The following is a 25,445-nucleotide window of genomic DNA, read 5'->3' on the forward strand; positions in this document are numbered from 1 at the left end:
GTTAGTGTTGGCCGCGAAATTCGAGCTGTACACGGACAAGGCCGCGAAGACCCGGTGGCGACTCAAAGCGGCGAACGGCGAGGTCATCGCCGCAAGCCAGGCGTATGAGAGCAAGGCCGCGGCCAAGAACGGCATCGAGTCGGTACAGAAGAACGCCTCCGTCGCCACGATCGACGATCAGACCGGGTAGTCAGTCGGCGGCGAGGACCACCTCGTTGCCGGAGATTACCCAGCTCCCACCTTCGCTGGTTGCGCCCCGCAGTCCGTCCAGGACTCCGGGGCCCGCGAGCGCGCCGCATCTGGGCTCGGCCAGCGCCGCGAACGCGAAGGTGCGCCGCGCGGTCCACCGCGTGGAGTGCACGAGCCGCCGGCTCAACTGAACGAAACCCTCGACCGCGGCGGCGATCACCCAGGCGTCCGGCTCCCCGGCAGTGAGGCGTCGCGCCTGCCGCAGCCACGATGCCGCGTCCTCCGGCCAGTCCACCACGGCCGACACGCGGTGCCCGCGCTCGCGCCACGCCGAAGCAAAAGCCTCCGCAGCCGCGATCGAGTGCGCGTCTCGACTGTGCCCAATGCTGACGGTCGTCCCAATCCGCCCCTGTTGCTGCAACATCACCAGCAGACGCTCGAGCTCCGCATCGGTATGCGGCAGAGGTGCCGGACACGGCGTCGACAACGCTAGATCTCGCAACCGCGGCGAGGTCCGCCCTTCCTCCGCGGCTCGCCACCCGCGCCCAGCCATTCGAGAAGCGTGAATCCCCGACAACCTCCGCTGCATACTCACACCCAGAAGACGCCCCCACCCCACCCTCCGTGAGATACCACCCCGATTCCGCCTGGCCACTCGATCGCCGAACGCACGTCGACCGGGACCTCACGTGAACCCCAAGCCGATTCCATCCACTCCGACCCCGCACGCCCGCCGAACGGGACATGGCCGAGGCGAAGGCCGAGTAGTCGCTCTGCCATGTCCCGTTCGGCGGCTCAGGATGCTGGGCCGAACCAGGTGGTCAGTGCTTCTAGTAGGCCTTCGTTGTCGGGCTGGTCGGTGACCCAGGCTGCGTAGCCGTCGGGGCGGATGAGGATGGCGGCGGGTACTGGGATGTCGCCTACGGCGGGGATGGGCCAGCGGTCGGTGTGGGTGCGGGCGTCGATCAGGTCGACGCGGTTCTGCCATTCGGCGGGCAGTGGGACTTGGGTTCCGTTGAGGCGCAACAGGATCGGATGGGCTGGGCGCAGTAGTTCGAATACTCGCGTCTCGCCGTCGGCGGTGCTGAGGTCGCCGTCGGGTACTCGGCGTCCGGCCAGCGGGTGGTCGCCCTTGGTGTCGTAGCGGATGTCCAGGCCGGTGATCATCAGGCCGAGTCGCTGCCGCACCACGTCCATCTCCATCAGGTCGCTCAGGACGTCGCGCAGCGCCTCGATATGTGCACCCGGCCGCTGCAACGCCGTCTGTGCCCGGGTGTTGTTCAGCACGCGCGCACCGATCGGATGCCGTTCCGACTCGTAGGTATCGAGTATCTCGGATGAGTTGGTGCGCAACGCAATTGCCAACTTCCACCCGAGGTTGACCGCGTCCTGCACGGACAGGTTCTGCCCTTGCCCACCGGCGGGGTAGTGGATGTGCGCGGCATCTCCCGCGAGAAACACTCGCCCATTGCGGTAGTGCTCGGCCTGCCGCGCCGAGTCCCCGTAGTGCGTCACCCACCGCGGGCTGTGCATGCCGAAATCGGTGCCCGCGATCTCGACGTAGTTGGCCCGGAACTCCTCGAACGTCAGCGTCGATCCGCGCGGCATCACCAGGTCGTGCCGCTGCACGACCAGCCGGTACCAGCCGGGTTCGAACTGCACCGCGGAGTAGTCGCCTGCCCCGCGCCGCCGGCCGAAGAACGGCTCGGCCGGCGGGTCGGTCAGTTCGACATCGGCCAGCATGCCGGTCGCGGTCGCCTCGGTCCCGGGGAAGGCGATGCCGGCCAGCTTGCGCACCGCGCTGCGCCCACCGTCGCAACCCACCAGATAGGCGGCGCGAATTGTGCGCGTCCCGTCCGGTCGGCCGACCTCGACATCGATCCCCGTCGCGTCCTGCCGGAACCCGACCACCGGCGATCCCCACCGCACCGGCGCACCCAATTCCGTTGTGCGTCGGTCGAGTTCGCGTTCGACCACCGATTGCAACACGGCCAGCATGAACGGATACCGAGTGTCGAAGTCGCCGAAGTCCATCCGCAGCGCACCGAAGTGCCCGCCGGGCATCACCCGCCCCTGCGGCAGCAGATCATCGAGCAGTCCGCGCTGATCGAAGATTTCCATGGTGCGGGCGTGGATGCCGCCGGCCCGCGATTCGCCGGTGCGCGCGGGCAGCCCGTCGAGCAGTACAACGTCGACGTCGGCCAGCCGCAGCTCGCTCGCCAGCATCAGCCCGGTAGGCCCGCCGCCTGCGATGACAACCTCGGTGGTCTCCATGACGCTCTCCTTAACAAAGTTAAATCCCTTAACGGTGTTAAGTAGACGTGAACGTTGTTAAGCTGTCAAGAGATTCCCGACAGGAGGCGGCACGTGAAGCTCGATTCCCAGGTCATCGCCCAGGCGGCGCTCGACCTGCTCGACGAGGTCGGCCTCGACGGCCTGACCATGCGCAAGGTCGCCGCCGCACTCGACGTGCAAGCCCCCGCGCTCTACTGGCACGTGAAGAACAAGCGCGAACTGCTCGATGCGATGGCGCGCACCGTCTTCATCGCCGCCATCGACGGCGTCGAGGCGCCGCGGCGCGACGAGACCTGGCAGGACTGGACGATCGGGCTCGCCGCCCGGCTGCGCCGCTCGATGCTGCGCTACCGCGACGGCGCCAACGTGCTCGCCGGCACCTATGTCGAGGACGAAGCAATGTGGCGCACAGTGGAATTGACGCTGCGCACGCTGGAGGACGCCGGCTTCACCCTCCCCGAGGCGGCCCGCGTCTTTCCGATCTTGCTGCATTACACGGTCGGCTTCGTGATCGAGGAACAGGCCCGCGGTGGCGCGGAATACGACAGCAATCCCTACCGTCCCGACCGAATTGAAACGGTCCTCGACCCTGTCCGATTCCCGCTGACCACAAAAATGGTCGGCGACCTTTTCACCGCGGACTTCGACGCCGAGTTCGACTACGGCCTGCGCGTCATTCTCGCCGGAATCGTCGCCGCCCGAACGGAACAAGCGCACTGATTCGGCCACGACGGCGTCGCGCGCGGAGGTAGCCTCGAAAGGGGTTCCTACTCGATGATCCGAGAACCGCGATGCACGAAATGGCCATTACCCAGAGCGTCATCGATGCTGTGTGTGAGCACGCGGCAGGCCGGACCGTACACAGCGTCACCGTCGAGGTCGGCGCGTTATGTGCGGTAGTACCCGACGCGATGCAATTCTGTTTCGAACTCGCCGCCGAGGGGACGGTCGCGGAAGGGGCGCGACTCGTCATCGAGCAAATACTCGGCACCGGCGAGTGCCGGTCTTGCGGCGCCGAATTCGGCTTGGCCGATCCGATCGTGCTGTGTCGTTGCGGGAGCGCTGACGTCGAGATCCTTTCCGGACGCGACCTCCGCATCCGGTCGATGGAAGTGAGCGAAGCATGTGCGCAACCTGTGGATGTGGCGACGACGCGGCAGCCGTGATCCGCGTCCCGCACGAACACCACCAGCACGGCGATCATGAGCACGACCACGAGCCCGGCCATGATCATCACCACGGCCCCGGCGCCGATCACGTGCACCTGCCCCGCACCGAGACGGTCAGCCTGGAACTGAAGGTGCTAGCCAAGAACGACGAACTGGCGCAACACAATCGGGAGTGGCTGGCCGAGCGCGACATCCTCGCGCTGAACATGATGAGCTCGCCGGGCGCGGGCAAGACCACGCTGCTCGAGCGGACCATCCGCGAGCTCGGCGACCTGCCGGTGGCGGTGATCGAGGGCGATCAGGCGACCCTGCTGGACGCCGAGCGCATCCAGGCGACCGGCTGCAAGGTCGTGCAGATCAATACCGGCGCCGGTTGCCACCTGGACGCGGAGATGATGCACCGCGCGCTGGAAACTCTCGACCCCGCGCGCGGCACCCTGTTGTTCATCGAAAATGTCGGAAATCTGGTCTGCCCGGCGCTGTTCGATCTCGGCGAGCGCAGCAAGGTCGTGGTTATCTCGGTGACCGAGGGCACGGACAAACCGCTGAAGTATCCGCACATGTTCGCCGCGGCCGAGTTGGTGCTGATCAACAAGATCGATCTGCTGCCTTATGTCGACTTCGATCTGGACAAGTGCGGCGAGTTTGCCAGGGCGGTGAATCCCGGGGTCGAGATCCTGCCGCTGTCGGTAACCACAGGTCACGGCGTGGATCGCTGGTACTCGTGGCTTTTGGAGCAACAACGTCCTCCGAAATCCACCGGCCTTGAGGATGCTGTCAAGCAGGGTCTAAAATAACGTGATCAGGATCACATTCGGATGATGTGTCTTCAAGCCCAGAGAGACGCAAATCCGATGATCCGCTGTGGAAGGTGGCAGCTAGATGCCAACTCAAGAAGCAGTGCGTGCCGAAGAGACTCTGATCCATGTGCTCTGGATCAACGCGGGTCTGAGTTGCGATGGTGACTCGGTAGCACTAACCGCCGCCACCCAGCCAAGTATCGAAGAGATCGCCCTGGGCGCCCTTCCCGGGCTCCCCAAAATTGCGGTGCATTGGCCGCTGATCGATTTCGAGTGCGGCCCGAACGGTGGGGCCGACGACTTCCTGGAGTGGTTTTTCAAAGCCGATAGAGGCGAACTGGAACCCTTTGTGCTGGTCGTAGAGGGTTCGATACCTAACGAAAATTTGCACGACGAAGGATATTGGTGCGGCTTCGGCAATGACCCCGCGACGGGCCAGCCGATGACCACCAGCGAGTGGCTGGACCGCTTGGCGCCCAAGGCGACCGCGATCGTCGCGGTCGGCACCTGCGCCACCTACGGCGGCATCCACGCGATGGCGGGCAACCCGACCGGTGCCATGGGCGTGCCCGACTATCTCGGCTGGGATTGGCAGAGCAAGGCCGGCATTCCGATCGTCTGCGTGCCGGGCTGCCCGATTCAACCGGACAACCTGTCCGAGACGCTCACCTATCTGCTCTACATGGCCACCGGCCAGGCGCCGATGATCCCGCTCGACGAGGCGTTGCGGCCCAAGTGGCTGTTCGGCGCGACCGTGCACGAAGGTTGCGACCGCGCAGGCTATTACGAGCAGGGCGATTTCGCGACCGAATACGGGTCGCCGAAATGCATTGTCAAACTGGGTTGTTGGGGCCCGGTCGTCAAATGCAATGTGCCCAAACGCGGTTGGATCAATGGTGTCGGCGGCTGCCCGAACGTGGGCGGCATCTGCATCGGCTGCACCATGCCCGGCTTCCCCGACAAGTTCATGCCGTTCATGGACGAACCACCCGGCGGGAAGCTGTCCTCCGCCGCATCCGGGCTCTACGGATCCGTGATCCGCAGCCTCCGACACATCACCGGCCGCACGGTCGACCAAGAGCCGCGCTGGCGGCACAAGGGCGAGAAGCTGACAACTGGCGCGACTCGCACCTGGTAGGAGGATCTTCGATGACTGCCATCGTCCCCGAGCCGTCGCACAAGAAGATCGAACCCAACAGCCTCGTGGAGATGGCCTGGGATCCGATCACGCGCATTGTCGGCAGCCTGGGCATCTACACCAAGATCGATTTCGAGAACCGGGAAGTGGTCGAGTGCCACAGCACTTCGTCGATCTTCCGCGGCTACTCGATCTTCATGAAGGGCAAGGATCCACGCGACGCCCATTTCATCACCAGTCGCATCTGCGGCATCTGCGGTGACAACCACGCGACCTGCTCCTGCTACTGCCAGAACATGGCGTACGGGGTGAAGCCGCCGAACCTGGCCGAATGGATCGTCAATCTCGGCGAGGCCGCCGAGTACATGTTCGACCACAACATCTTCCAGGAGAACCTGGTCGGCGTCGATTTCTGCGAACGGATGGTCGCCGAGACCAATCCGGGCGTGCTGGCCATGGCGGAGAAGACCCTCTCGCCGCACTCCAACGACCACGGCTACCGGACCATCGCCGACATCATGCGGGCGCTCAACCCGTTCACCGGCGAGTTCTATCGAGAAGCCTTGCAGGTCAGCCGGTATACGCGAGAGATGTTCTGCCTGATGGAAGGCAGGCACGTGCATCCGTCCACGCTGTATCCCGGCGGCGTCGGCACGGTCGCGACGATTCAGCTGATGACCGACTACATGTCCCGGCTGATGCGCTATGTCGAGTTCATGAAGAAGGTCGTGCCGATGCACGACGACCTGTTCGACTTCTTCTACGAGGCGCTGCCCGGTTACGAACAGGTCGGCCTGCGCCGCACCCTGCTCGGCTGCTGGGGCTCGTTCCAAGACCCCGACGTCTGCAACTTCAACTACCAGGACATGGCGGAGTGGGGCCGCAAGATGTTCGTGACCCCGGGTGTCGTCGTGGACGGCCGACTGGTCACGACGTCGCTGGTCGACATCAACCTCGGCATCCGAATCCTCTTGGGCAGTTCGTATTACGACGACTGGACCGATCAGGAGATGTTCGTCAAGGCCGATCCGCTGGGCAACCCGGTGGACCGCAGGCACCCCTGGAACCAGCACACGAACCCCAGGCCGCAGAAGCGCGACATGGACGACAAGTACAGCTGGGTCATGTCGCCGCGCTGGTTCGACGGCAAGGACCATCTCGCGCTGGACACCGGCGGCGGACCGCTCGCCCGCCTGTGGCCGACCGCGCTGGCCGGGCTGGTCGACATCGGTTATGTGAAGTCGACCGGGCACAGCGTGCAGATCAACCTGCCGAAGACCGCGCTCAAGGGGCCGGTCAGCTTCGAATGGCACATTCCCGTGCACGGCAGCAACACGATCGAACGCAACCGGGCCCGCACCTACTTCCAGGCCTACGCCGCGGCGTGCGCATTGCACTTCGCGGAGAAGGCGCTGGAGGAGATCCGGGCCGGCCACACCAAGACCTGGGAGAAGTTCGAGGTGCCCGACGAGGGCATCGGCTGCGGCTTCACCGAGGCGGTGCGCGGCGTGCTGTCGCATCACATGGTGATCCGGGACGGCAAGATCGCGAACTACCACCCGTATCCGCCGACACCGTGGAACGCCAATCCGCGCGACAGCTACGGCACGCCGGGCCCGTACGAGGACGCGGTGCAGGGTCAGCCGATCTTCGAGGAGAACGACCGCGAGCACTTCAAGGGCATCGACATCATGCGCACCGTGCGCAGCTTCGATCCCTGCCTGCCCTGCGGCGTGCACATGTACCTCGGCGAGGGCAAGACGCTGGAGAAACTGCACTCACCGACGCAAACGCTGACCGCGGAGTGAGGCCCGGTCGAGCGGAGGGTCGGAAGAGATGACAGTGGACGATCGCCCGGGAGACCAACCAGACACCGCACTCGATGACGAAACCCGTTGGCGGACAGCGGGTGACCGGATCGAGACCCTGCTGGACGCGAGTTCGGCCGGTGGTGCCATGGCCCGTGAACGGGCCGAGAATCTGGTGCGTGAGGTCGCGGATCTGTACGGCGCGGGATTACAGCGTGTGCTGCGGCTGCTCGGCAACGACACCGACACGGTCGAGCGGCTGGTGCACGACGATCTGGTCGCCAGCCTGCTCCTCGTGCACGGACTGCACCCGCACGACGTGCACACGCGCGTGCGGACGGCGCTCGATACCGTGCGGCCCTATCTCGGGTCGCACGGTGGGGACGTGGCGTTGCTCGGCGTCGAGGACGGGGTGGTCCGGCTCGAGCTGTCGGGCAGCTGCAAGACGTGTCCGTCGTCGTCGGTGACCTTGGAACTGGCCGTCGAGGACGCGGTGCGGGCGGCCGCGCCCGAGATCGTGTCCATCGAAGTGGCGCAGCCACCGGCCGAATCGGCGGGCGTGATCTCGGCGGACTCGCTGTTCTCCCGGGTGCATGCCAACGGTCAGCAGTCCGGCCGGCCGGCCGGAAACTGGGTCGCCGTACCGGAACTCGGGGAGCTGCAACCCGGCGAGGTGGGCGGATTCGCGATCGCCGGGCTGATCGTGCTGGCCTGCCGGGTGGGCGACAACCTGTTCGCCTACCGGGATCACTGCCCGAGCTGTGACAGCTCGCTGGCCGGCGCCGCGCTGCATCGGCGGGTCGGTTATCCGGTCGGTGACGCGGTGCTGCGCTGCCCGAACTGCCTCGCGCATTTCGACGCCGTGCGGGCCGGTGCGCGAGTGGACGGCGACGGTCATCTCGAACCGCTGCCCGTGCTGGTGCGTTCCGGGGAACTGTCGGTGGCCGTGCCCGTGGGGGTGAGCGGATGACTTCACCGTTTCGCGCCTTGCAGCGGATCACCGCCGACCGCCCACCCGTCACGCCGGTCGGCGAGCGGTGCGAGATGTGTGCCGAGCCGATCGCCGACGAGCACCAGCATGTGGTGAATGTCGAAGGCAGGCAACTGATGTGCACCTGCCGCGGGTGCTATCTGCTGTTCACCGATCAGAACGCCCAGCTGCGCTATCGGGCGGTGCCGGACCGATACCTGCATTTCCCCGAGTTCACCATCAGCCAGGGGGAGTGGGACGCGCTGGAAATCCCGGTGGGGCTTGCCTTCTTCTTCCGCAACTCCGCCCTGGACCGGACCGTCGCGTTCTACCCGGGTCCGGCCGGTGCGACCGAATCCGAACTGCCGCTGGCCGAATGGCAGGCGGTGTTGGACCGGCATCCCGAATTGACCGTGCTGGCACCGGATGTCGAGGCGCTGCTCATCCGGGTGCCCGAACGCGGCACCGGGGAGGCGACGTGCCTGCTGTTGCCGATCGACACCTGCTACGAGTTCGTCGGCCGAATGCGCACGCTGTGGCGGGGATTCGACGGCGGCCGGGACGTGCACGACTACCTCGATCAGTTCTTCGCCGCCGTGTCGGCGCGGGCGCGACCGGCACCTCCGGGCGGTGCGTGATGAGTCCGGTCAACTCGATGACCTTCGCGGTCCTCGACGTGAAACCGGAACCCTTTGCCGTGGCCCCGAATCTGACCGCGCGCATCGGCATCGCCTCGCTCGCCGACGAACCCGTGCACGCGATCGCGTTGCGCGCGCAGGTGCGCATCGAACCGCATCGTCGCCGGTACTCCGAGGAGGAGGGCGAGGGGCTGGCCGACCTGTTCGGTCCGCGGGAACGCTGGCGGGACACACAGCGGACCTTTCTCTGGATGCACTGCGCCACCATGATTCGCGGATTCCACGGCGGGTCGGAGGTGGATCTGCCGATGCCGGTCACCTATGACTTCGAGGTGACCGGGTCCAAGTATCTGCACGCGTTGCGGGAAGGCAGCGTGCCGTTGCTGTTCCTGTTCAGCGGCACGGTATTCCTCAAAGGGACAACGGGTTTCGGCATCCAGCAGATTCCGTGGGATCGCGAGGACAAGTTCGACATGCCGGTCTCGGTGTGGCGTGACGTGATGGCGGCGCACTATCCGAACTCCGGGTGGGTGCGGTTGAGCAGGGAGACGCTGGATGCGTTGGCCGCGTACAAGTCCGGGCACGGCATGCTCGGCTTCGACGATGCGGTGACTCAGCTGCTGGCACGGTGTACCGAGCAGACGTCGAACGGTGGCGAGACATGACCGCCGAGACCAGGGCCAGGGCGCGCGCCGTTGCCGACGCGGTGTTGTACGAGGGCTATCTGCTGTACCCCTATCGGGCGAGTTCGCGAAAGAACCAGTCGCGCTGGCAGTTCGGGGTGCTGGGTCCCGTGGGGGCGGCCTCGGCCGGGCTCGGCGAGGAATCGAGTATCTCGGCGCAGTGCCTGATCGCCGCGATTCCGGACACGACGATCACCCTGTCCGTCCGGTTCCTGCAATTGCAGCGGCGGGCGGTCGAGGATCGGAACGGTTCGCGGACCGCGGAGCTGACCGTCGGCGCTCAGTCGTGGATCGCCTGGGACGAGGCGACCGAACGCGAAATCGTGGTCGGCCCGATGCCGCTCGCCGCGGGGACCTGGCCGGTGCGGGTGAGCGGCGGGACCGACATCGAAGACATCACCGACGCGCGAGGGGAGCTCGCGGGCCGATTGGTGCGTACTCGGCTCGCGCTCGACGCGGAACTCGAACTCTCCGTCGACCACGACGCCGGCTACGTCCGCCTCACGGTGCTGGTCCGCAATGTCGGCCCGGCGGCGACGGACCAGCGTGACGCCATCGCCCGCTCATTGATCGGCGCCCACGTCATCGCCGAAGTCACCGACGGGCAGTTCATTTCGCTGCTCGAACCACCGGACGACGCGGCCGAGGCCGCCGCCCGTTGCGTGCGCGACCGCTGCTTCCCGGTGCTCGCCGGACCGCCCGGCGACCAGAGCCTGCTGCTGATCTCGCCGATCATCCTCTACGACCACCCGGAGATCGCCGAGCAGAGCGAGGGCCCGCTGTTCGACTCCACCGAGATCGACGAGATCCTCACGCTGCGGGTGATGACCATGACCGACGAGGAGAAGGCACAGGCCCGCGCAACCGATGCGCGGGCGGCCCAGATCATCGACCGCTGCGACGCCATGACGCCGGAGTCGATGCAGCAACTGCACGGCGTGCTGCGCGACCCGCATCTCGGTCAGGCACAACTGATTCCGGAGATCCCCGAGGGTGTCGACTGGTGGGATCCGCTGGCCGACAACGCCGTTCAACCCGAGTCCGACGCGGTGTCGATCGCCGGGGTGCGGGTGTGCAAGGGCAGCCGGGTGCGGCTACACCCCTCGCGGCGCGCGGACGCGCAGGACCTGTTCTTCGACGGCAAGATCGCGCGCGTCACCTCGGTGCACGAAGACGTCGACGGCCACGCCCACGTCGGCGTCGTCATCGAGGACGACCCGGCGGCGGATCTGCACGAATGGTACGGGCGCTACCTGTATTTCGCGCCGGACGAAATCGAACCACTCGCCAGCCCAGGAAAGTAAAGGAAGGCCCGATATGGAGATCGTCGGAATTATTGCGACCGCAGTCGTCGCGGTGATCGTGCTCGGCGCCGCTTACGTCGGCATTCGCTCGATACCGGATTTGCGGCGGTACCTGAAGATTCGGCACATGTAGCACTGAGGAGAACGTCATGACCGACCCTGATCGGCGCGAAGAACCCCAGTCCGAGCGGGGCGAGCCGGGCTCGCGCGACACCGGCGCCGACGCGGTGGCGGCCGGGCCCGCGGATCGCCCGGCCGGCGACATCGGACACGAGGAGACCACCTCGGCCGAGGGCACCGATGCCGAACGGACCGCCGAATTCACCAATGCGACGGCCGGTTCCGACGCCGAACCGGCGGTGCCGCCGTACGAGGGCCGCACCACCGAGGCGCACGACCCGGACGAGACCGCCACCGGCGAAGTCGGCGGCGCGAATGTCGGCGGGGCGACCGCGCCGACCGAGGAACAGGGGTGATCTGACGACGACGGTGCTGGTCGCGGGGATCGGCAATTTCTTCCTCGGCGACGACGGATTCGGACCGGAAGTGGTGCGGCGGTTGCCGCGCCACCCCGATCCCGCAGTGCGCGTCGTCGATTACGGGATTCGCGGCATGCACCTGGCCTACGACCTGCTCGATGGGTGGGATGCGCTGGTGCTGATCGATGCGGTGCCGAATCGTGGTGCGCCGGGGAGCGTTCGGGTGTTCCGGGCCGAGCCGGATGGTGCTGGTGCGGCGAATCTCGATGCGCATGCGATGAATCCGGAGGCGGTGTTCGCCAGCGTTCGCGCGTTGGGTGGCACGCTGCCGCCGACGTACGTGGTCGGCTGTCAGGTCGAGACCGTGGAAGAGGGCATGGGTTTGTCCGAACCTGTTGCCGCCGCGGTGGATACGGCGGTCGCGGCGGTCGTCGAAGTCCTCGCGGGTTTGTCGCCGGACGCCGAATCTGCGGTGTCGCCGCTCAATGACCAGCCACCCGCAGCTCGACAGGAGGAATGACCTATGTGCCTTGGTATTCCCGGCCGGGTCGTCGAAATCCTCGACGGCTACCACAATCAGATCGCGCTGGTCGACGTCCAGGGCGAGAAGCGGAAGGTGAATATCGGTCTGCTGGAGGACGATCCGGCGCGTCCCGGCGACTGGGTGATCATCCACATGGGCTTCGTGCTGGAGAAGACCGACGAGGCCGGCGCGGCAGCGGCGCTGTCCGGGTTGCGCATGCTCGGGAGTGGTGAAGAACCATGACCGCGCACCGGTCGCGGCGCAAGGTGGTGGTGCGCGGCGTGGTGCAGGGGGTCGGTTTCCGGCCCTTCGTCTACACCACCGCCGCGGAACTGGCGCTGTCCGGACGGGTCTCGAACGACAGTTCCGGCGTGATCGTCGAAATCGAAGGCGCACCAGCCGATCTGGACGAGTTCGTCCGCCGCATGCGGGAGAACCCGCCGCCGCTTGCCGTGGTCGAATCGGTCGAACAGGAGACCATCGCGCTACGCGGCGGTACCGGCTTCCACATCGCCGACACCACCCGCGGCGGCGTCGGCCGTACCCTGGCCTCGCCGGATGTCGCGCTCTGCGCGGACTGCGCCCGCGAACTCGCCGACCCCGAGAACCGCCGCCACCGCCACCCCTTCATCAACTGCACCAACTGCGGCCCCCGCTTCACCATCATCGCGAGCCTGCCCTACGACCGCGACCGCACCTCGATGGCTGACTTCCCTATGTGCGCCCGCTGCGCGGCCGAATACGCCGACCCCACCGACCGCCGCTTCCACGCCCAACCCATCGCCTGCCCCGACTGCGGCCCCACCCTCGCCTACACCGGCCCCGGCGACCCCCTGACCGCCGCCCGAAACCTGTTGCGCGACGGCGGCATTCTCGCCGTCAAGGGCATCGGCGGCTACCACCTCGCCTGCGACGCCACCAGCGAAGCCGCGGTCGCCGAGCTACGCAAACGAAAGCAACGCGGCGACAAGCCATTCGCGGTCATGGTCTCGGACCTCGACACCGCCCGCATGATCGTCGAGGTCGACGCCGCTGCGGCTGCCCTACTGACCAGCCCCGCGCGACCGATCGTGCTGCTGCCCCGCCGTGGCGCGGCCCAAACGGCGCTCGCGACGGATGGTGTGCTCGCGGCAGACGGTGCGCTTCCGGCCGAGGACGTGCGAACGGCAGACGGTGCGCGGGCGGTCTCGGCTGGATTGCCGAGACCTGGATCCGGCGTATCCGTGCAGGGCACCGGGCCGGTGGCGATCGGCGAATCCACCGAGTTGTCTGGACAGGCTGACTCGGCCGGGCCAGCGAGCGCGGCCGAAGGCGGTCGCCCGGCGCGCATTCAGTCCGATACTCCAACGTCTGAACGCTCCATGCGGCTCAGGGAGCCTCCAGGTACGCAGCCCACCGACTTCGCCGTGGAGTGTGAAGAAGACGCCGAACCTGTCGAGCCGGCAGGGCGTACGGGGGCCACTGCATCCGTTGGCGCGGTCCGGGCGGACGCAATTGGTGGTCGGGTTGGCGAGGCGCAAGCCGCTGTGGTTCCTGCGGCGTCTGTGGCTCCGGGGAATCCTGATCTGGGTGTCATGATCGCTTACGCGCCGTTGCATCTGCTTCTGTTCGGGTTGCCCGGTGATCTGCCGGGGCCGCGGGTGCTGGTCATGACTTCGGGAAACCTTGGTGGTGAACCGATCTGCTACGACGACGAGGACGCGCGTACCCGGCTTATCGGGTTGGCGGACGGGTGGTTGTCGCACAACCGGCGCATTCTTGTCCCCTGCGATGACTCGGTGGTTCGGCTGGTCGACGGCATCGAACTGCCCGTGCGGCGCTCGCGGGGCCACGCGCCGCTGCCGCTGGCATTGCCCATTCCGATGCAGCCGACGCTGGCGGTGGGCGCTGATCTGAAGAACACGTGTGCGGTGGCGGACGGGCGATATGCCTGGCTCAGCCAGCACATCGGGGACATGGACGATCTGGCGACATTGCGGGCGTTCGATGACGCCGAACGTCACCTTGAGCAGCTCACCGGCGTCGAACCGGTCCAGATCGTCGCCGACGCGCACCCGCGTTATCGGTCCACCGCGTGGGCGCAGCGCAATGCGGGGGACCGGCCGGTGCGTCTGGTGCAGCATCATCACGCGCACATCGCGTCGGTGATGGGCGAGCACGGATTGGGCGCGGCGGCAACGGTTCTCGGCATCGCGTTCGACGGCACCGGGTTCGGACCGGATGGTGCGGTGTGGGGTGGCGAGGTGCTTGCGGCCGGGTACAAGGGATTCCGGCGATTGGCGCACTTGAAGTACGCACCGTTGGCGGGTGGTGACGTGAGCGTGCATCGTCCGTACCGGATGGCGTTGGCTCACCTGTGGGCGGCGGGCATCGAGTGGTCGGAGTCGATTCCGTCGGTGCGTGCCTGCCCGGCCGACGAACGTGCCGTGCTGACGCATCAATTCGAGACCGGCCTCGGCTGCGTGCCGACGTCAAGCATGGGCAGATTGTTCGACGCGGTGTCATCGCTGGCCGGTGTGCGGCATGCGGTGGATTACGAGGCGCAGGCGGCGATCGAGCTGGAAGGGTTGGCGCGCGGCGTTTCGGACACCGCCGGGTACCGATTCGCGATAGAAACCGACGAGGCCGCTCCCGCACTGCTCGACCCGGCACCGGTCCTTGCCGCGGTCGTAGCGGATGTGGCACAAGGCATTCCGTCCGCCGTGATCGGCGCCCGCTTCCACGACGCGGTGGCGCACCTGATTCTCGAACTGGCGGTGTCCTATTCGACACCGTCGACCCCGGTCGCCCTGTCCGGCGGCGTCTTCCAGAATGCCCTGCTGCTCTCGCGTACGCGCGGAGTGTTGCAGGACAACGGCTTTCAAGTCATATCCCACCGCAGGCTGCCGCCCAACGACGGCGGACTCGCGTTCGGGCAGCTACTCGCGGTCAGCGCGGGATGAGGAAAGGAGCCCAACCATGTGCCTGGCCGTACCAGGAAAGGTGCTCGACTTACAGGAACGCGACGGCACCCTGATGTCCACCGTCGACTTCGGCGGCGTGCACAAAGACGTCTGCCTGGAATACATCCCGGACGCCGCGATCGGCGACTACGTGGTGGTCCACGTCGGCTTCGCCATCCAGCGCCTGGACGAGGAATCGGCGCTGGCGACGCTGGCCGAATTCGAACGCCTCGGCGTGCTGAACGAGGAATTCGGCGACGGCTTCGCGCTCGCGGCCAAACAGGCCGGCCTCGCCGATCCCACCGCCGCACCAGCCCAACCAGAGACAGAGGTGACGTCATGAAGTATCTCGACGAGTTCAGCAATCCGGACCTGGCCGCGAAGCTGCTCGACAAGATCCGCGCGGTCACCACGCAGCGCTGGGCGATCATGGAAGTCTGTGGCGGGCAGACGCATTCGATCATCCGCCACGGCATCGATCAGCTGCTGCCGAACGAGATCGAGATGATCCACGGCCCCGGCTGCCCGGTGTGCGTCACCCCGCTCGAGGTGATCGACAAGGCCCTGGCGATCGCCGCCCGCCCCGGCGTGATCTTCTGCTCGTTCGGCGACATGCTGCGCGTGCCGGGCAGTTCGAAGGACCTGTTCCACGTCAAGAGCGAGGGCGGCGACGTGCGCGTCGTCTACTCCCCGCTGGACGCGCTGAACATCGCCCGGGACAACCCCGACCGCCAGGTGGTGTTCTTCGGCATCGGCTTCGAGACCACCGCCCCGGCCAACGCGATGACCGTATACCAGGCCAAACGCCTTGGCATCGAGAACTTCTCGCTGCTCGTCTCGCACGTACTGGTGCCGCCGGCGATCGCGGCGATCATGGAGTCGCCGAGCTGCCGGGTGCAGGCGTTCCTCGCCGCCGGACACGTGTGCAGCGTGATGGGCACCGAGGAGTACCCGCCGCTGGCCGCGAAATACAAAGTGCCGATGGTGGTTACCGGGTTCGAGCCGCTCGACATCCTGGAAGGCATCCGCCGCACGGTGATTCAGCTCGAGGCGGGCAAATACGAACTGGAGAACGCCTATCCGCGCGCGGTGCAGGCGGCGGGCAACCCGGCCGCGCGGGCGATGCTGCGCGACGTCTTCGACGTGACCGACCGGGCCTGGCGCGGCATCGGCATGATCCCGCAGAGCGGATGGAAGTTGTCCGAGCGCTATCGGGACTACGACGCCGAACTGCGGTACTCGGTCAGCGACATGCACACCGACGAATCCTCGATCTGCCGCTCCGGCGAGGTGTTGCAAGGGCTGATCAAACCGCACGAGTGCGCCGCGTTCGGCAAGGAGTGCACGCCACGAAACCCGCTGGGCGCCACCATGGTTTCCTCCGAGGGCGCGTGCGCGGCCTACTACCTGTACCGGCGTCTGGACCTGCCCGCGGAGGTGGCTCATGCCTGACGAAACGGTCGTCGCGGGGGCGACCATCGACATGGAGAGCTGGGTCTGCCCGATGCCGCTGCGGGACTCACCCAACATCGTGATGGGGCACGGCGGTGGCGGCGCGATGTCCGGCGAGCTGATCGAGCACCTCTTCCTGCCCGCCTTCGGCGCGGCCGCGGACGCGGGGCTCGGCGATTCCGCGGTGGTCACCCTCGGCGGCGTGCGGCTCGCGTTCTCCACCGACTCGTTCGTGGTGAAGCCGCTGATCTTCCCCGGCGGATCGATCGGTGACCTCGCGGTGAACGGCACGGTCAACGACCTTGCGATGTCCGGCGCGCGCCCGATGGTGCTGTCCACCGCGTTCATCCTGGAGGAGGGCACGGCGCTGGCCGATATTGCCCAGGTCGCCAAGGCGGTCGGCACGGCGGCGCTCGCGGCCGGCGTCACCCTGGTCACCGGCGATACCAAGGTGGTCGATTCCGGGCACGGTGACGGCATCTTCATCAACACCGCGGGCATCGGTCTAGTGGACGACGGTGTCGACATCCGGCCGCAGCGGGCGCGCCCCGGTGATGTGGTGATCGTCAGCGGCGATATCGGGGTGCACGGTGTCGCGGTGATGAGCTGTCGCGAAGGGCTCGAATTCGGCACCACCGTGTGCAGCGACACCGCGCCGCTCAATGGACTGGTCGCCGCGATGCTGGCGACCGGCGCCGACCTGCACGTGCTGCGGGACCCCACCCGTGGAGGAGTGTCGGCGACGCTCAATGAGATCGCACGGGCCGCGAAAGTCGGTGTGGCGCTGGATGAGCGGAAGCTCCCGGTGCCCGCCGCCGTGCGCGACGCGTGCGGACTGCTCGGGCTCGACCCGATGTACGTCGCCAACGAAGGCAAGCTGGTCGCCTTCGTCGCACCGGAGGAGGCGGACATGGTGCTGGCCGCGATGCGCGAGCACCCACTCGGTGCCCGCGCTGCGGCCATCGGGGTCTGTGTCGAGGAACATCCTGGCATGGTGGTCGCGCGGACGGCGCTGGGCGGCACCCGGGTCGTCGATCTGCCGGCGGGCGAGCAGTTGCCCCGGATCTGTTGAGACAGAAGGGAATCGATCGCGGAGAGGAGTCGACTATCGAGCAGGTCGTCAGCGGCACGGAGATCTTCGCCAGGTACGCGTATGCGCCGAACAAGCTCGGGTTCTGCGGACCGGCCGAGGCCGTCGCGTTGCGCGGCGGCTCCGAGACCGACGTGCGAGCAGTGGCCAAGCAGTTCTCCGGCGCGTGGCCGTACCTCCAGGTGATGGCCAGGCTGACCGGAATCGCCGATCCGCTGGATCACCGTCTCGTCGAGTCGTATTGGCTCGGCGGGGGAATCGGCGCCGACCTGGATCCCGAGCTGTTCGCCGCCGAGCTACTGGCTGTCATCGGTCCGCTGGCCGGTCACTACTGGTCTCACCTGACCGCCGGCCTCGCCACCGAAGCGGCCGCCAACCACTGCTTCCACGTACTCGGCGTGTACCCGTGGACCCGCCTGCTCGGCAAGGGCAAGAGCAATCACCCGGTCCAAGTCCTCGACGGCTGCCGAATCTCCTGGGGCACCGTAATCGACTGCGCCGGAACCGATATCACGCTGAACCGCCGCGAATTGGTCTGGGACGGATGCGAATTGAGCTTGTCGGAACCCACACCCCAGCACGCCGAGATCTGGACCGACGGCTACTCGGCCGTCCCCGACGTGACCCCCGGCGACCGAGTCGCCGTGCACTGGGGTCGCCTGTGTGGCCGCTTGAACCCCGGCCAGCTGCGAAACCTCGAGGTCAGCACCGTCCGCCAACTCGAGGTAACAAACGAGCGGCTGGCCGGACGGCACTGATCGTCAGGTCACGGCACCTGAGGGATTGTCGATGACGTAACGCCACTGCCCGTCGGCGCTGCGTCGGACAACATCGGTCGCAGTGCCGCTCAAGTCGATCTCGCGTCCGTCGGGACCGGTGCCTGTCAACGACCAGTCGATGACGAGCAGCGCGATATCATTTGCGATATACGCTTGGCGCAGTGCGGCTTTCATGGGTACGCCCAAACCCATGAATTCGGCCAGGGCAGCGGATCGATCCGCTCCGGTGACCGGATGCCCGGGCTGGGGGACCACCACCGCGTCGGGTTCATAGAGTCCGTCGAGCGCAGCAGGGTCACGCGCATTGAACAACTCGACCCAGCGTGCAACGTGCTCAGCCAGGTCGGCGTGTGCGGACCCCGCATCGTGATCAGTAGTCATTTCAACGAGCGTATCCGTGCCCCGGCATCCGCACCACAGCCAGTCCGCCGGCGATGGCCCGCCGGTTCAGTGCGTCGGCTTTAGTCAGGTCGTAGCCCGCGACATTGCCGATGTGAACCGAGTCATAGTGGGCGGCAATCCAATCGGCGATCTCCTTGTTTCCGGATACCCGCCGCAACCCGCAACCCTTCACCGCACCCACACCTTTCCTCCATCATGTCCCGTTGGGCATGAGCTTGGCGCTCTCTGCGTAGCAGTTGTTCCTGCTGATCTGGATGGCGTCCTGCGCTTTGGGATCGGGTGCTGCGGTCAGCGGCGTTTGGTGACTTGCACGCCTTGGCCGGGGTGCCAGACCTCGACGATCAGTAGTTGTTGCTCCTGGTCCACGCTGGTGAGGACGGCGGCGGTGAGTTCGAGGCGGAATGCGTGGTCCTCGCCTTCGGGTTCCGCACCGGCCGCTGTTCGTTCTGCCGGATCGGTCAGTTCGATGGCGACGCCGGACACTTTGGCGTCCCCATCGGACGGATGCGCGTGAATCGCACAGCGACCATCCCGGCGGAGGTCTCGGACCTTCTGCGCATCGGGCATGGATCCGAAGGTCAGATCCGGGCCGTGGAACGCGACCTCCGAACCACTGACCCGGGGTGACCCATCGCGCCGAATCGTTGCCAGCACATGACTCTCGTGTAGCTCGAACCGCCGCTTCACCGCCGCCGCCAGCTCCGGAGCCTCGTCTTCGAAATCGCGCCAACTAGCCACGGTCTCGACTATCCCACTGCCCGCCGACACATTCCAGGCTCAATGCGACGGCGTGGTGAGGTCGTAGACCGCGACGTTGCCGATGTGGACCGAGGTGTAGTGGGCGGCGACCCAGTCGGCGATCTCCTTGTTGCCGGAGGGGCGCCACAGGCCGGGCTTGGTTGGTGGTTGGCCGGGGGCGCTTGGCTGTTGGCCGGGGTCGGGGATGATGCCGGGTTGGTCGGCGACCTTCCAAGAGTCGGGGAGTTGGACTTCCTGGGCGAGGTAGTAGGTCACCTGGTGGGTGCTGACGAGGTGTTCGAAGTCGGGGAGGGCGGGGACCGGGTCGTCGGAGGTGAAGCCGCCGATGGCGATCACGGGGGTGCGGCTGTCGAGTTCCAGGCCGGCGGCGGTGGAGGAGCGGTCGACCGCGGCGGACCATGTGGTTGTCGTGTTGCGGAGCATTTCGGCGACTTGGGGTTCAGTGGAGCCGTCGAGGAATGCGGTGACGGCGCGGCGCATTTGATTTGCGGGGCCCGGCTTTTCGGGTTTCGCCGGGCCTACGGACGGACCTCCGCCCGTGTGTTCCTGGGGCAGAGTGGCGGCGGCGTAGGCCGTGGTTCCGCCGAGACCGGCCAGCAGTCCCGCGATTACCAGGACCGATGTGGCCCGGGCGCGCAGTCGACGGGACACGGCGGGGAATGCGGTGGCCAGCAGTCCGAGGGCGGCCGGCACCGATACCGCGAGCAGGGTCCAGCGCAACCATGGCAGCCAGTCGGCATTCCGGTTCAGCAGCACGAAAGCCCACACGCCGGTAGCGAGAATCATTGCGGCGGAACCGATTCTACCGAACACCTCGGCGCGTCGCCGCCATACCTCGTGCACGCCGAGCGTGAACATCCCCGCCACCGCCGGCCCGATGGCCAGCGTGTAGTAGGCGTGCATGCCGCCCTTCATGGTAGTGAACGCGATCCCGTCGATGATCAGCCACAGACCGAAAACCAATGCCGCACCGCGTATTTGATCGGTGCGCGGCGCACGCCACCGCGACACCGATACGACGGCGAATGCCAGCAGCGCGGCGGGCAACAACCAGGAGATCTCGAATCCGATCTCACCGGTGAACAGCTTCCAATGTCCCGATCCGCCGAAGCCACCGAACCCGCCGAAACCACCGCCGCCGAGGTTGCGCGGCATTTCGTAACCGGGCGGCAGTTCGAAGCGGTTGCCGCCGCCCCGGTGATTCTGGCCGAGGAATCGCGCAAATCCGTTGTAGCCCAACACCAAATCCATGAAGGTGTTATTCGTCGACCCGGCCAGGTATGGACGCGAAGAAGCCGGCCACAGAATGGTCAGCAGCACATACCAACCGGACGAGACGATCAGTGCCGCAGCGGCACCGGTCAAGTGCCACAACCGATTCCGCAATGAGGTCGGCGCGACGATGAGGTAGGCAATACCCAACGCGGGCAGCACCATCAACCCTTCGAGCATCTTGGCCAGAAACGCGAAACCGAGCGCGACGCCGGCCAGCATCAACCAGCGCGGGCTCGCATGCTTCAGCGCTCGAATGGTGCAGTACGCGCCCGCGGTCATGAGCAGCACCATCACGGCGTCGGGGTTGTTGAACCGGAACATCAACGCCACCACCGGGGTAGCGGCCAGCACCGCCCCGGCGAGCAGTCCGGCGCCGCGGCTGTCGGTCGCGCGGGTGACCGCGGCGTAGGTCAGCGCGACGGCCGCGACGGCCATCAACGCCTGCGGGATCAGCATGCTCGCACTGCTGAAGCCGAACAGCTGACCGGACAACCCCATCACCCACTGCGAGACGGGCGGCTTGTCGACGGTGATGAAGTTGCCGGGATCGAGGGAGCCGAACAGCAGTGCCTTCCAGTCGCGCGAGCCCGCCCAGGTGGCGGCGGCGTAGAAGTTGTTGCCCATGCCGTTGACGGTGATGTGCCATAGGTAGGCGGCGGCGGTGCCGATCAGGAGCGCGGCCAGTCCCACCCGCTCCCAGCGGCGGGCCGGTGGCAGGCCCGCCGGCTCGGGCGGGTCGGCGGTGTCGGTCGCATCGGGCAGGGCCGGGGCGGCGCTGATCGTGGTCACTGCAGGAGCATGACCGGCGCAGCGGTGAAGGCGCTGGGCGCTCGCTGGCAATGTGCTGTGAACGCCGCCGAGATGCGCGAACGGCCGCACGGATCACCGTGCGGCCGTTCGCGTGTCGAGCTCGGCTAGATCTTGCGGATCACCGTGACGACCTTGCCGAGTACCTGTGCGTCATTGCCGGGAATCGGTTCGAACACCGGGTTGTGCGGCATCAGCCAGACATCCTTGCCGGTGCGCTTGAACGTCTTCACCGTGGCTTCGCCGTCGATCATGGCGGCGACGATGTCGCCGTTGTCGGCGACGTTCTGCTGTCGCACCACCACCCAGTCGCCGTCGCAGATCGCCGCATCGATCATCGACTGGCCGACGACCTTCAGCAGGAACAGCGAGCCCTCGCCGACCAGTTCGCGCGGCAACGGGAACACGTCCTCCACCGCCTGCTCGGCCAGGATCGGGCCACCGGCGGCGATCCGGCCGAGGACCGGCACGAACGTCGGCGTCGGCCGGTTCGGATCGGCTGCGGCGCTGTCGGATTCGTCCACCGCGGCGGCGTGCAGGCTGGTGACCGCGCGCCCCACCTCGTCGAGGCCGCGAACGTCCACGGCGCGTGGGCGATTCGGGTCGCGCCGCAGAAAGCCCTTGCGCTCCAGCGCACGCAGCTGATGCGCCACCGAGGAGGTGGACGTCAGCCCGACGGCGTCACCGATCTCGCGGATGCTGGGCGGGTACCCGCGCTCGCTCACCGAAGACCGGATCACGTCCAGCACTTTGCGTTGACGCACGGTGAGATCCGCTTCGGTAACCGCCGTGTCGACGCCGCCTTCGCTCTCTACGCCCGTGTCGTCTGTGTGCCTCACCGCAACCGCCCTTCCTTGCTGTGTCCGGGCTGATCCGCCGCCCGGCATATCTGTGCATGGCCTGTCCTGAATTTCGTCTTTCGAATCTAGTCCGGTCGAGCCGATGTTTCAAACATCTGTTCGAGAGTGTCGGGCGTTTCCTGCTGACATTGTCGGTGGCACGTGGTAGAAATCGAACATCAGTTCTTCGAACACCTGAGCGAACAATGCATCGAAAAGTGGCACTGAACAGCGGTACCGACCAGCCCGACCGGTCCGCCCAGCTCGAACACCCCAGCTCGAACACAGACGGAGCACCCACCACGGAGGTTTGTCCGATGAGCACTGCGATCAGCGACATCAACACGGAGATCGGCACCACCGGCGCGGCGCTCGCGCCCCGGGCGGACGATGTCCGTGAGATCGATACTCGCGTGGTCGACCCGCGCGAGATCGATGCGGCGGAGATAGATCTCGCCTTCGAAACGGTCCCGCGGGTGCATCGGGGCACCTTGCGTACGCGGACACTGGATTCCACCCACCGGTCCACCGTCGACCGGCGTCCGCGCAACGCGCGCCCCGGTGGCGGGGTGGTCGTATACGACCGCGGCACACGCACTTCGACCGTGCGCAAGCCCGGTGGCGCGCATCCGGGTGAGCTGGTCGAGCAGGCGCAGGTGGGTTTCGCGGTGCTGGCGGTGGCCGCGCTGATGAGTGCGTTCGTGGTGGTCGCGCTCATCACGCTGGCGCACCTGCGGGCGGGGGACTGGGGTGGCGAGACCTCGACGGGCACGGTGCCCGCGGTGGTCGATGGCCGGTCGGCGCCCGTCGATGTCGTGCCCGGAAGTGTGCTGCCCCAAAGCGATATCGCGCCGCGCTGATCGCCGGGCCCGCTCGCGGCCCCATCCGCCTCGTGCATCTTGTCGAGTAGCGGGCTTGACGCCCGACTTTGCCGGCCGGTCGCGAAGTGACCGAATTTGTTGATCGTCGACTAGAACATGTTGCTAGTGTGCTGAAAACGTGATCTGGCAAAGCTCTTTGCCAGACACGGCCTTGGCCCATCGACGAGTTCGGGACAGCTAGCAATGACGCACCTCGCCACCGCCGCACGCCCCACCCGGCTGCTCGCCCGAATCGTCGGGCTCGCCCTCTGTCTCGTCTTCGGGTTCGCTTCGATCCCGGCCGCCCAGGCGGCGCCCGCCTACGCGGAGTACCTGGACCTGCCATCCGTCAACGGTGACGGCGCGGGCGGCGGCGGCTTGAATCCGGCTCTCCCACTGGACGAATCGACCCTGTCCGCCGCGCTCGACGAAGCTCGCGCCGACGGCGTGTCGCCCCGCCGCTACGCGACCCTGCTGCACCAGTACTGGCTGGTCGTCGCGACCCGCAACGCCGCCATCGACCTCGCGGCCTGGGATCCGGCGCGCGGCGTGCACGCCAACGAGCGCACGTTCAACCAGGTGTACGTCAACTACCTGCGGCTCACCACCCAGCACCCGGAGTTCTACTGGGCCGGGCTGGCCGGCATCGCGGGCGGCTCGTTCGCCTCCGGATTCTTCGACATGAGCGACGTCGGCGTGGTGCTCGACGTGCCGGGCATCCATCAACTCGGCGACGCGGTGGCCGACCTGTTGCGCGGCACCCCGCCGGAACTGGTGCGCGAACTGCCCGCCGACATCCGGCTGCTGGCCGCCGAAGGCTCGCGGCTCACCGCCGAGGACGTCGCCTGGTACCAGACCCGGCTGATGATCATGCAGAAGCACATCTTCACCGACCTGGTCCCGATGCACGAGGCGTACGTCGCGCTGGGCATGCGTGGCATCGACGAGATGTACGACGCGGGCGTGCTCGACGCCGACGTCCACACTGCGTGGCAGTCCATCGCCGCGGGCACCGCTGAGGGCAAGATCGACGCGCTGATCCGGATGACCGACCGCGAGCAGAACCGGGTGATCGCCGACCAGTGGGACGCGACCTCGTCCGGGCGCGCCCCGATCGGCCGGGTCCTCACCTATGTGAGCACCATCGCAGGCAAACCCGCCGTGCCCGGCGTCCGCGCCCCGGGTGTGTTCGCCCCGGCCACCGTCCGCGCCGATATCGGCGGACGCACCCTGGCCCTGCGCACGCCGCTGCCGGACTTCAACTGGGCCGACCGCGACACCCGCTGGACCTACATCACCGGCGACCTGGTCCCGCGCCATATCGATATGGAACTGAATCCCGCGCTCGCGCCGGCCGTGCTCGGCGAGTCGTTCTGGAACAAACTCGCCCGTGGCCGCCTGATTCCGCGCCTGCCCGAGCTCATCGCGGACCTGACCTCGCAGTGGCAGGTCGTCGAATAGTCCGGCCGTGGGCGGCGATTGCGGGGCCATCGCCCGCCGGTAAAGGGTGAGTGGGACAACCTGAGTACCCGGACGGGTATCCTCGAAGTGCTATGCAGGTATTCCGCATATCGCCTGAGGTTTACCTGGTGCCGGGGTCTAGGCCCCTGTACACGTGCTCGCCGGGACGGTCACCCCGATCGGTTGCCGGGCCGGCCGCGAGCGCGCGCATCGACGAAGGATCTCCCGGATGCATTGCCCGTACTGCCGACACCCCGACTCCCGGGTGGTGGACTCGCGCGAGGCCGACGAAGGCGCGGCCATCCGCCGCCGCCGCGCGTGCCCGCACTGTGGGCGGCGGTTCAGCACGGTAGAAACCGCGATCCTGTCCGTGGTCAAACGCAGCGGCGTCACCGAGCCGTTCAGCCGGGAAAAGGTCATCCGCGGCGTGCGCCGCGCCTGCCAGGGCCGCGAGGTCGACGACGACGCCCTGAACCTGCTCGCGCAGAAGGTGGAAGACGCGGTGCGCGCCAAGGGTTCCCCCGAGGTGCCCAGCCACGAGGTCGGCCTGGCCATCCTCGGCCCGCTGCGCGATCTCGACGAGGTCGCCTACCTCCGGTTCGCCTCCGTCTACCGGTCCTTCACCTCCGCAGCGGATTTCGAGCGCGAGATCCAAGAGATGCGCAGCGCGCGCGAGGCCGCAGCGGTCGCAGTCGAATAAGCAACAGCCGCACGCCTTTTGATGTGCCGCACCGGAAATCGCATGCGATTCCAGGTGCGCGAAATCAGAAGTGGTGCGGGTGG

28 protein-coding genes are annotated in these 25,445 nt (G+C 67.0%); 21 read left to right on the forward strand and 7 right to left on the reverse strand.

What is annotated here, in order from left to right; genetic code table 11:
* Positions 1-7: 7 nt before the first annotated feature.
* The gene (locus AB0M22_RS04945) at positions 8-190 is read left to right on the forward strand and encodes a DUF1508 domain-containing protein (RefSeq protein ID WP_364721134.1); all 183 of its coding nucleotides are present in this window, start codon (positions 8-10) and stop codon (positions 188-190) included.
* Here the strand turns inward: AB0M22_RS04945 and AB0M22_RS04950 are convergent, their stop codons facing one another.
* Complete coding sequence (locus tag AB0M22_RS04950; RefSeq protein ID WP_364721137.1) at positions 191-616, reverse strand: hypothetical protein; 426 nt, start codon at positions 614-616, stop codon at positions 191-193.
* A 368-nt stretch (positions 617-984) separates the two neighbouring features.
* Positions 985-2,463, reverse strand: coding sequence for an FAD-dependent monooxygenase (locus AB0M22_RS04955; protein WP_364721139.1), 1,479 nt, complete (start codon positions 2,461-2,463; stop codon positions 985-987).
* A gap of 93 nt (positions 2,464-2,556) precedes the next feature.
* Between AB0M22_RS04955 and AB0M22_RS04960 the strand changes: the two genes are divergently transcribed.
* From AB0M22_RS04960 to AB0M22_RS05040, 17 genes are all read left to right on the forward strand, one after another.
* Positions 2,557-3,204: a TetR/AcrR family transcriptional regulator C-terminal domain-containing protein gene (locus AB0M22_RS04960; RefSeq protein ID WP_364721142.1), complete on the forward strand. Its 648-nt coding sequence runs from the start codon at positions 2,557-2,559 to the stop codon at positions 3,202-3,204.
* A 71-nt stretch (positions 3,205-3,275) separates the two neighbouring features.
* On the forward strand, positions 3,276-3,650 hold the full coding sequence (locus AB0M22_RS04965) for a hydrogenase maturation nickel metallochaperone HypA (RefSeq protein WP_364721145.1): 375 nt from the start codon (positions 3,276-3,278) through the stop codon (positions 3,648-3,650).
* Positions 3,608-4,450 (forward strand): hydrogenase nickel incorporation protein HypB, encoded by an 843-nt coding sequence (gene hypB / locus AB0M22_RS04970; protein ID WP_364721148.1) that lies wholly within the window; start codon positions 3,608-3,610, stop codon positions 4,448-4,450. Before AB0M22_RS04965 ends, hypB begins: the two co-directional genes overlap by 43 nt.
* Before the next feature lie 85 nt (positions 4,451-4,535).
* A complete protein-coding gene (locus AB0M22_RS04975) occupies positions 4,536-5,591 on the forward strand; it encodes a hydrogenase expression protein HypE (protein WP_364721150.1) in 1,056 nt (351 codons plus the stop codon).
* An 11-nt stretch (positions 5,592-5,602) separates the two neighbouring features.
* Entirely contained in the window at positions 5,603-7,399 is a 1,797-nt protein-coding gene (locus AB0M22_RS04980) for a nickel-dependent hydrogenase large subunit (RefSeq protein WP_364721153.1), read from the forward strand.
* Positions 7,400-7,427: 28 nt separating this feature from the next.
* On the forward strand, positions 7,428-8,369 hold the full coding sequence (locus AB0M22_RS04985; protein ID WP_364721156.1) for a NifU family protein: 942 nt from the start codon (positions 7,428-7,430) through the stop codon (positions 8,367-8,369).
* Entirely contained in the window at positions 8,366-9,007 is a 642-nt protein-coding gene (locus AB0M22_RS04990; protein WP_364721159.1) for a DUF5947 family protein, read from the forward strand. The genes AB0M22_RS04985 and AB0M22_RS04990 overlap by 4 nt, the downstream gene beginning before the upstream one ends.
* A complete protein-coding gene (locus AB0M22_RS04995) occupies positions 9,007-9,672 on the forward strand; it encodes a DUF6084 family protein (RefSeq protein ID WP_364721162.1) in 666 nt (221 codons plus the stop codon). Before AB0M22_RS04990 ends, AB0M22_RS04995 begins: the two co-directional genes overlap by 1 nt.
* A complete protein-coding gene (locus tag AB0M22_RS05000; RefSeq protein WP_364721165.1) occupies positions 9,669-10,994 on the forward strand; it encodes a hypothetical protein in 1,326 nt (441 codons plus the stop codon). The genes AB0M22_RS04995 and AB0M22_RS05000 overlap by 4 nt, the downstream gene beginning before the upstream one ends.
* Before the next feature lie 149 nt (positions 10,995-11,143).
* Positions 11,144-11,470, forward strand: a complete 327-nt coding sequence (locus tag AB0M22_RS05005) for a hypothetical protein (RefSeq protein WP_364721167.1) — start codon at positions 11,144-11,146, stop codon at positions 11,468-11,470.
* Between the two features lies 1 nt (position 11,471).
* A complete protein-coding gene (locus tag AB0M22_RS05010) occupies positions 11,472-11,993 on the forward strand; it encodes a hydrogenase maturation protease (protein ID WP_364721684.1) in 522 nt (173 codons plus the stop codon).
* 3 nt (positions 11,994-11,996) lie between these two features.
* The gene (locus AB0M22_RS05015; protein ID WP_150405869.1) at positions 11,997-12,239 is read left to right on the forward strand and encodes a HypC/HybG/HupF family hydrogenase formation chaperone; all 243 of its coding nucleotides are present in this window, start codon (positions 11,997-11,999) and stop codon (positions 12,237-12,239) included.
* On the forward strand, positions 12,236-14,938 hold the full coding sequence (locus AB0M22_RS05020; RefSeq protein ID WP_364721170.1) for a carbamoyltransferase HypF: 2,703 nt from the start codon (positions 12,236-12,238) through the stop codon (positions 14,936-14,938). Before AB0M22_RS05015 ends, AB0M22_RS05020 begins: the two co-directional genes overlap by 4 nt.
* Positions 14,939-14,954: 16 nt before the next feature.
* On the forward strand, positions 14,955-15,281 hold the full coding sequence (locus AB0M22_RS05025; protein ID WP_364721173.1) for a HypC/HybG/HupF family hydrogenase formation chaperone: 327 nt from the start codon (positions 14,955-14,957) through the stop codon (positions 15,279-15,281).
* A complete protein-coding gene (hypD, locus tag AB0M22_RS05030; RefSeq protein ID WP_364721175.1) occupies positions 15,278-16,390 on the forward strand; it encodes a hydrogenase formation protein HypD in 1,113 nt (370 codons plus the stop codon). The genes AB0M22_RS05025 and hypD overlap by 4 nt, the downstream gene beginning before the upstream one ends.
* Positions 16,383-17,462 (forward strand): hydrogenase expression/formation protein HypE, encoded by a 1,080-nt coding sequence (gene hypE / locus AB0M22_RS05035; RefSeq protein WP_364721178.1) that lies wholly within the window; start codon positions 16,383-16,385, stop codon positions 17,460-17,462. The genes hypD and hypE overlap by 8 nt, the downstream gene beginning before the upstream one ends.
* Complete coding sequence (locus AB0M22_RS05040) at positions 17,459-18,238, forward strand: DUF6390 family protein (protein ID WP_364721181.1); 780 nt, start codon at positions 17,459-17,461, stop codon at positions 18,236-18,238. Before hypE ends, AB0M22_RS05040 begins: the two co-directional genes overlap by 4 nt.
* Before the next feature lie 3 nt (positions 18,239-18,241).
* Here the strand turns inward: AB0M22_RS05040 and AB0M22_RS05045 are convergent, their stop codons facing one another.
* The 5 genes from AB0M22_RS05045 to lexA all read right to left on the reverse strand — a co-directional run bounded on the left by AB0M22_RS05045 (position 18,242) and on the right by lexA (position 22,341).
* The gene (locus AB0M22_RS05045) at positions 18,242-18,640 is read right to left on the reverse strand and encodes a nuclear transport factor 2 family protein (protein WP_364721184.1); all 399 of its coding nucleotides are present in this window, start codon (positions 18,638-18,640) and stop codon (positions 18,242-18,244) included.
* A 1-nt stretch (position 18,641) separates the two neighbouring features.
* A complete protein-coding gene (locus tag AB0M22_RS05050) occupies positions 18,642-18,842 on the reverse strand; it encodes a hypothetical protein (RefSeq protein ID WP_364721187.1) in 201 nt (66 codons plus the stop codon).
* Between the two features lie 107 nt (positions 18,843-18,949).
* Positions 18,950-19,399, reverse strand: a complete 450-nt coding sequence (locus AB0M22_RS05055) for a pyridoxamine 5'-phosphate oxidase family protein (protein ID WP_364721190.1) — start codon at positions 19,397-19,399, stop codon at positions 18,950-18,952.
* A gap of 39 nt (positions 19,400-19,438) precedes the next feature.
* Entirely contained in the window at positions 19,439-21,484 is a 2,046-nt protein-coding gene (locus AB0M22_RS05060) for a glycosyltransferase family 39 protein (RefSeq protein WP_364721192.1), read from the reverse strand.
* A gap of 125 nt (positions 21,485-21,609) precedes the next feature.
* On the reverse strand, positions 21,610-22,341 hold the full coding sequence (gene lexA / locus AB0M22_RS05065) for a transcriptional repressor LexA (protein WP_364721195.1): 732 nt from the start codon (positions 22,339-22,341) through the stop codon (positions 21,610-21,612).
* A gap of 317 nt (positions 22,342-22,658) precedes the next feature.
* On the opposite strand from lexA, the gene AB0M22_RS05070 reads away from it, so the two are divergent.
* From AB0M22_RS05070 to nrdR, 3 genes are all read left to right on the forward strand, one after another.
* Positions 22,659-23,201, forward strand: a complete 543-nt coding sequence (locus AB0M22_RS05070; RefSeq protein ID WP_364721197.1) for a hypothetical protein — start codon at positions 22,659-22,661, stop codon at positions 23,199-23,201.
* 204 nt (positions 23,202-23,405) lie between these two features.
* Positions 23,406-24,662, forward strand: coding sequence for a hypothetical protein (locus AB0M22_RS05075; RefSeq protein ID WP_364721199.1), 1,257 nt, complete (start codon positions 23,406-23,408; stop codon positions 24,660-24,662).
* Between the two features lie 229 nt (positions 24,663-24,891).
* Entirely contained in the window at positions 24,892-25,362 is a 471-nt protein-coding gene (gene nrdR / locus AB0M22_RS05080; RefSeq protein WP_150405879.1) for a transcriptional regulator NrdR, read from the forward strand.
* Positions 25,363-25,445 lie beyond the last annotated feature (83 nt).

Source organism: Nocardia sp. NPDC051756 (assembly GCF_040681495.1).
Classification (GTDB): Bacteria; Actinomycetota; Actinomycetes; order Mycobacteriales; family Mycobacteriaceae; genus Nocardia.

What these genes read in the sequence shown, in the direction of transcription:
- AB0M22_RS04955 (WP_364721139.1), bottom strand. Translation starts at nt 2,463, where the DNA reads ATGGAGACCACCGAGGTTGTCATCGCAGGCGGCGGGCCTACCGGGCTG.
- AB0M22_RS04965 (WP_364721145.1), top strand. Translation starts at nt 3,276, where the DNA reads ATGCACGAAATGGCCATTACCCAGAGCGTCATCGATGCTGTGTGTGAG.
- hypB (WP_364721148.1), top strand. Translation starts at nt 3,608, where the DNA reads ATGTGCGCAACCTGTGGATGTGGCGACGACGCGGCAGCCGTGATCCGC.
- AB0M22_RS04975 (WP_364721150.1), top strand. Translation starts at nt 4,536, where the DNA reads ATGCCAACTCAAGAAGCAGTGCGTGCCGAAGAGACTCTGATCCATGTG.
- AB0M22_RS04980 (WP_364721153.1), top strand. Translation starts at nt 5,603, where the DNA reads ATGACTGCCATCGTCCCCGAGCCGTCGCACAAGAAGATCGAACCCAAC.
- AB0M22_RS04985 (WP_364721156.1), top strand. Translation starts at nt 7,428, where the DNA reads ATGACAGTGGACGATCGCCCGGGAGACCAACCAGACACCGCACTCGAT.
- AB0M22_RS04990 (WP_364721159.1), top strand. Translation starts at nt 8,366, where the DNA reads ATGACTTCACCGTTTCGCGCCTTGCAGCGGATCACCGCCGACCGCCCA.
- AB0M22_RS04995 (WP_364721162.1), top strand. Translation starts at nt 9,007, where the DNA reads ATGAGTCCGGTCAACTCGATGACCTTCGCGGTCCTCGACGTGAAACCG.
- AB0M22_RS05000 (WP_364721165.1), top strand. Translation starts at nt 9,669, where the DNA reads ATGACCGCCGAGACCAGGGCCAGGGCGCGCGCCGTTGCCGACGCGGTG.
- AB0M22_RS05005 (WP_364721167.1), top strand. Translation starts at nt 11,144, where the DNA reads ATGACCGACCCTGATCGGCGCGAAGAACCCCAGTCCGAGCGGGGCGAG.
- AB0M22_RS05015 (WP_150405869.1), top strand. Translation starts at nt 11,997, where the DNA reads ATGTGCCTTGGTATTCCCGGCCGGGTCGTCGAAATCCTCGACGGCTAC.
- AB0M22_RS05020 (WP_364721170.1), top strand. Translation starts at nt 12,236, where the DNA reads ATGACCGCGCACCGGTCGCGGCGCAAGGTGGTGGTGCGCGGCGTGGTG.
- AB0M22_RS05025 (WP_364721173.1), top strand. Translation starts at nt 14,955, where the DNA reads ATGTGCCTGGCCGTACCAGGAAAGGTGCTCGACTTACAGGAACGCGAC.
- hypD (WP_364721175.1), top strand. Translation starts at nt 15,278, where the DNA reads ATGAAGTATCTCGACGAGTTCAGCAATCCGGACCTGGCCGCGAAGCTG.
- hypE (WP_364721178.1), top strand. Translation starts at nt 16,383, where the DNA reads ATGCCTGACGAAACGGTCGTCGCGGGGGCGACCATCGACATGGAGAGC.
- AB0M22_RS05045 (WP_364721184.1), bottom strand. Translation starts at nt 18,640, where the DNA reads ATGACTACTGATCACGATGCGGGGTCCGCACACGCCGACCTGGCTGAG.
- AB0M22_RS05070 (WP_364721197.1), top strand. Translation starts at nt 22,659, where the DNA reads ATGAGCACTGCGATCAGCGACATCAACACGGAGATCGGCACCACCGGC.
- AB0M22_RS05075 (WP_364721199.1), top strand. Translation starts at nt 23,406, where the DNA reads ATGACGCACCTCGCCACCGCCGCACGCCCCACCCGGCTGCTCGCCCGA.
- nrdR (WP_150405879.1), top strand. Translation starts at nt 24,892, where the DNA reads ATGCATTGCCCGTACTGCCGACACCCCGACTCCCGGGTGGTGGACTCG.